Origin of the sequence: Kaistella sp. (assembly GCF_032060305.1) — a bacterium.
Lineage (GTDB): Bacteria > Bacteroidota > Bacteroidia > Flavobacteriales > Weeksellaceae > Kaistella > Kaistella yananensis.
Map to the genome: position 1 here is coordinate 3,338 of NZ_DAMBHK010000083.1, position 4,980 is coordinate 8,317.

Here is a 4,980-nt window from a genome sequence, read left to right on the forward strand (position 1 = left end):
TAACTCCCATCGTGCGCTTCAATAAGTTTAAAATTTTTTCTTTCTGATAACTTAAAAACCTCATCCTCCAGCGTTGGATCGTTTACTGCTTTGAACCCTAAAACCTGCTGGTGTGCTTCAGCAAATTTCGAGATCCCGGCAACGGTTCCGCCAGTACCCACTGCGGTGCAAAGATAATCAAAACTTTTTGTTCCTTCATTCAGCATGTGCTGTATGCCTTTCACGGCGAGGATGTTGGTTCCGCCTTCGGGAATAATGGAAGCGTCAGGAAATTCTTTATGAAGATTCTCGGTTAAAGATTCCTTATTTCTGTAGTCTGCGCGGGTAACAAAACGGAACGCCATCCCGTTGCTGTGCGCGAATGCTAAAGTCGGATTATCCTGCCACCGGTCCTGCAGTTCATCGCCGCGGATGATGCCCATAGTTCTGATGCCCTGGTCCTTTCCCAGCGCAGAAACGGCTGCAATATGATTGGAAAATGCGCCGCCAAACGTAACGATGAAAGGATGTTCCGGTTGCTGCTCAAGATATTGATTAATGTTATAGTAGAGTTTCCAGAATTTATTGCCGGAAATTCCGGGATGAATAAGGTTTTCTCTTTTAATGAAGAGCTTTATATTTTTATCCAGAGGAATTTCGGTGATGGGGATTGAAATTTCAGGAATGGTCATGCTGCAAATTTCGGGAAAGATTTTGGAACGGGAATATTTTGTGTTCTGTTTTATCTCGCGGATTTCGCTGATGATGAATATCTGGGCGCTTGATGTGGGAAGTTGGATGTTGGATGTGAAAGATAAGATATTTTTTAAACTGTATTTTGTATTATTACCATGCCGCGCCCCGGATTGAACGGCGTGTCTGAGCTCTCCCGGTGACGCAGGAACCGGGAAGCGAGTAGTGAAAGCCGGAAAAGGCGCCCAAAAGAAATTAACCTCCTCTATATTTCCAGAAACTCCAGAGTTTGCGGGTTTTCAGATAATCAGGATCATCTTCCATGGCAAAAGCTTCGCGCTCGAAAGAAATGTATTTATAAGCCAGGAAACTGTCTTTCAGCCGGAAGTACCAGAAATAATATTCGATGACGTACCACAGATAAAAGAAGATGATGAGCAACTCCAGCTGCTGTCGCAGGTGAATTTTTTCGTGATTGATGAGCGTTTTATTGTAGCGGTCTTCGGGCCTGCGCAACAGAATCACAGGAAAAAGTGCGATCGCAGAAATTTTCGTATTTTTGAGGAGTGACCGGCAGACCATTATCATCTGACAAAGATAAAATTTTCTGCCCTATTGATTTAACCCATGAGCGAAAACACCATCAAAGAACATGAAGACTTTTATTATAATGAACAGGGTTATAAGGTTTTTACAGAGAAATACCACCTCAAGCGCGGCTATTGCTGCAAAAGTGGCTGTAAACACTGCCCGTACGGTTATGATAAAAAGACCGACCGTTTTATAAAACCGATTAAAAAAAATAAATAAATAATTTGCGATGAAATCAACGATTAGCGAAAACCAAAAAATAAATCTTAAAAGAATGAGCAAAAAATATATTTTTCTTCTTTTGGCTTCGGCCACGTTGGGACTCACTTCCTGCAGCCCCTTTAACGTGAGATCTGATTATGCAGAAACTGCAAACTTTAACGAGTATAAAACGTATAAATTAAGAATTGACGACCTGAAACTGAATGACATCGATAAAGACCGGGTGTTAAACGAAGTCTCCAGACAGTTACAAACCAAAGGCCTGAGCGTAAGCGACAATCCCGATTTAATTGTGAATGTAAAAGCCAATCACAAGAAAATTCAGGATGTACAGAGTTCAAGACCGTACGGCATGTATGGCTGGGGCGGACCTTTCGGTTGGGGTGTAGGCATGAACAGAACCTGGACATCCAATTACAATCAGGGCGCACTGATCCTGGATCTGATTGATGCCAGAACCCAGAAACTGGTTTGGCAGGGAATCGGCAGCGGAATTTCTGTAGATTCACCGAAAGCGAAACAGAGACAGATTCCGGAAATCGTTGCAGAGATCATGGCAAACTATCCGCCACAGAAAGGGAAATAACACAAATTCTTTATACACAGAAAACTGCTTTAGGGCAGTTTTTTTATGAACGAAAGTCATTGAGTAAGTGGAAACGGTTATCGTGGGTTTAAACTGAAAAATTTTTCCCGCAGATTTAAAGGATTGAACTGACGAATCGACAATTAATATTCAGACAGCAGATTGTATAATAAAAAAAGTTTCGCGCGCCTGCGGCGCGCGAAACTTTTCACTTTTCATAATTTTTATTCCTTAGTCTTAAAATCTATTCTCCCAAAACCTCTGTAATAGGATTACCGATGTTTCCACTTGGGTTTTCGATTTTTAGTATCTGGGCCAAAGTAGGTGCAATATCCGTCATGTGATAAGCTTTGGCGCTCGCTCCTTTTTTAATTCCTGTTCCCATGAAGATCAGCGGAATATGAGCGTCATAAGAATTCCATACACTGTGAGTGGTTCCTTTCTTCGCATAGTTTGGCAACATTCCGTCGTGCGAAATAATCTGGATGTCACCGCTCCGCTGCCAGTTGTATCCATTGATGATTCTTGATTTAATGGGTTCGGGGATAGCTGAAGAGCCAACCTTAGCCAGATCTACCGCATACAGCACACGGGGATCTTTATTCAGATAAGACAGCAGTTGTTGCTTAATTGCATAAGCATCCAGATTGTTTTCACGGATGAGTTTGTGATTCAGATAAATCTGGTAATTATCGATTGCCCAGATCAGTTTTTCCTGACTGAATTTAACTTTAAGTTCTTCTTCAAGATTTTTTTGAAGTCCTTCATCAAAAAGTCCGGTCAGCATTTTGTTCGCCTGCATATATCCTAAAGCATTCGCTGCACCGTGATCTGCAGAAAGGAATACCAGGTAATTGTCTTTGCCCACTTTTTTATCGAGCATATTAAAAAACTGTTCCAAGTCTTTATCAAGTTTTAAATAGGTGTCCTGAACTTCAATAGAATTCGGGCCGAAAGAATGTCCGACATAATCGGTAGAGGCAATATTAATAGCAAGAAAATCCGTTTCTGTATTACGGCCCATCTGGTAACCGTCGAGTGCAGCCTCAGCAACTTTTAGCGTTAATGAATTTCCGAACGGTGTCGTTCTGATGATTCCTTTCTTCGTGGCATAATCTGCTGCCAGGTTATTGTAAGGAAAGGTTGGGGTTTTTGCACTCCCCAAAAGCTGTTCCCACGGAACGTCGTCAGCCGTACTTTCGGTATATTGCGAGATCGGAAGTGAAGTGGTCCAGCCGTTGGCTACCAGTTTTTCTCCCCAATTCTGCGCATTGAAGTTCTTCAGCCACTGCGGCAGTTCGTTCATATAATAGGAACTGGTTACAAAATTTCCTGTACCTTCATCAAACCAAAATGCTCCGGTAGGATTGTGCCCGGCTGGTAGAATGGAAGCCCTGTCTTTCAGAGATACTCCCACCACTTTCGAACGGAAATTGGTAGCCATTCCGAGCTGATCCGTAATCGTCGTGCTCCAGAGATTGTGCGGCGAGTGCGCCCCGATTTTTTCTGAGCTGGCACTGATTCCCTTCACCGATGCGTCAGTCGTGCAGTATACGTTTTTGCCGGTTTCGCGGTCTGTCCAGTCGTTACCGGCAATACCGTGGATGGAAGGTACCGAGCCTGTGTAAATCGAAGTATGCCCCAATGCGGTTACCGTGGGAACATAATCGATCATTACGTTACTGAAGCTGTATCCCTGGCTAAGGAGCCTCCTGAAACCACCAGTGCCGTATTTGCTTTCGTAGCGGTAAAGGAAATCCCACCGCATCTGGTCTACCACAATTCCTACCACCAGTTTGGGTTTGGGTGTGGTGGATGATTGATTTCTCTGTGCCTTCATGCTGAAAACAGACAGGAACACGAAAAACAGAATTTTAATTTTTCCGGACATTTTATCAAAGTTTTTATCACTGCAAATTTAAAGGAAATTACAAAGGGTAACTCAAATTTTTAAAAATTCATGCTTTGTTAATACTTCTTTGTTTAAATTTGAAAAAAATAGGATTAATGAAAAGACGGGAATTATTGAAAGGCGGCTCGCTTGCGTTAGGCGGACTGCTTTTGACACCTTTTTCAGCCAAAGCCAATATCTTCAAGGAAGAATTTGGGGGCAAAAAGGCAAAGAATATTATTTTTATGGTGAGCGACGGGATGAGCTCCGGCACCCTGCACATGGCAGATTTATACAGCCGACGTAAACTGGGAAGACCTTCGCACTGGATTTCTCTTTATGAAGAAAATCTTGTACAGAGAGGAGTGATGGATATGGCTTCTGCCAGCTCTATCGTTACCGATTCGGCTGCAGCCAGTTCCTCCTGGGGAGGCGGCCAACGGGTGAATAACGGCAGCCTAAATATCGGCGCAAATGGTGAAGAACATCTGCCCATCCTTCAGAAATTTAAAAAAGCAGGAAAAAAAGTGGGGTTAGTGACCACTGTTCCCGTTACCCACGCGACACCGGCAGGGTTTTCGGTATATACCAAAAGCCGTAATTCCCAGGAAGAAATCGCCGCCATATATTCGGAACTGGGGTTTGATGTGATCATGGGCGGCGGACACAAATACTTTGATGCGGCACAGCGGAAAGACAAAAAGGACATGTACGCTGTTTTCAGGAACAAAGGGTATTCGGTAGCGCGAAATAAAGATGAAATGAATGCCGCACCGCAAAACAAACCGCTGATTGCAACCTTTGATGAAGACGGCCTGCCCTATGCTTCCGACCGGAACAGCAGCAGTTTTATGAAAAACAATATTCCGACTTTAGCGGAAATGACTTCGAAAGCCATCAGCCAGATGAAAGACCATAAAAACGGATTCGTCATGCAGGTAGAAGCCGGAAAAGTAGACTGGGCGGCGCACGGGAACGATATTTCTGCACTTCTTTATGACCAGCTGGCTTTTGACGA

Annotated in this window: 6 protein-coding genes; 3 read left to right on the forward strand and 3 right to left on the reverse strand. The window is 43.5% G+C overall.

What is annotated here, in order from left to right; all coding sequences use genetic code 11:
- A partial coding sequence (locus tag V5N63_RS10250; protein WP_332033863.1) for a 1-aminocyclopropane-1-carboxylate deaminase/D-cysteine desulfhydrase occupies nucleotides 1-671 on the reverse strand: 671 nt, incomplete at its 3' end.
- Nucleotides 672-927: 256 nt separating this feature from the next.
- A complete protein-coding gene (locus tag V5N63_RS10255; RefSeq protein WP_332033864.1) occupies nucleotides 928-1,260 on the reverse strand; it encodes a hypothetical protein in 333 nt (110 codons plus the stop codon).
- Between the two features lie 39 nt (nucleotides 1,261-1,299).
- Here V5N63_RS10255 and V5N63_RS10260 point away from each other — a divergent pair, with 39 nt between their 5' ends.
- Nucleotides 1,300-1,482, forward strand: a complete 183-nt coding sequence (locus V5N63_RS10260) for a DUF5522 domain-containing protein (protein WP_088469843.1) — start codon at nucleotides 1,300-1,302, stop codon at nucleotides 1,480-1,482.
- A 10-nt stretch (nucleotides 1,483-1,492) separates the two neighbouring features.
- Complete coding sequence (locus V5N63_RS10265) at nucleotides 1,493-2,071, forward strand: DUF4136 domain-containing protein (protein ID WP_442905520.1); 579 nt, start codon at nucleotides 1,493-1,495, stop codon at nucleotides 2,069-2,071.
- A 244-nt stretch (nucleotides 2,072-2,315) separates the two neighbouring features.
- Here the strand turns inward: V5N63_RS10265 and pafA are convergent, their stop codons facing one another.
- Complete coding sequence (pafA, locus tag V5N63_RS10270; protein WP_332023627.1) at nucleotides 2,316-3,962, reverse strand: alkaline phosphatase PafA; 1,647 nt, start codon at nucleotides 3,960-3,962, stop codon at nucleotides 2,316-2,318.
- Nucleotides 3,963-4,078: 116 nt separating this feature from the next.
- Between pafA and V5N63_RS10275 the strand changes: the two genes are divergently transcribed.
- Nucleotides 4,079-4,980, forward strand: a 902-nt coding sequence (locus V5N63_RS10275) for an alkaline phosphatase (RefSeq protein WP_332033865.1), incomplete at its 3' end; no start/stop codon positions are given.

Bases quoted from the DNA above. Each gene is read 5' to 3' on its own strand.
- pafA (WP_332023627.1), bottom strand. From the start codon at position 3,962: ATGTCCGGAAAAATTAAAATTCTGTTTTTCGTGTTCCTGTCTGTTTTC.
- V5N63_RS10255 (WP_332033864.1), bottom strand. From the start codon at position 1,260: ATGATAATGGTCTGCCGGTCACTCCTCAAAAATACGAAAATTTCTGCG.
- V5N63_RS10265 (WP_442905520.1), top strand. From the start codon at position 1,493: ATGAAATCAACGATTAGCGAAAACCAAAAAATAAATCTTAAAAGAATG.
- V5N63_RS10260 (WP_088469843.1), top strand. From the start codon at position 1,300: ATGAGCGAAAACACCATCAAAGAACATGAAGACTTTTATTATAATGAA.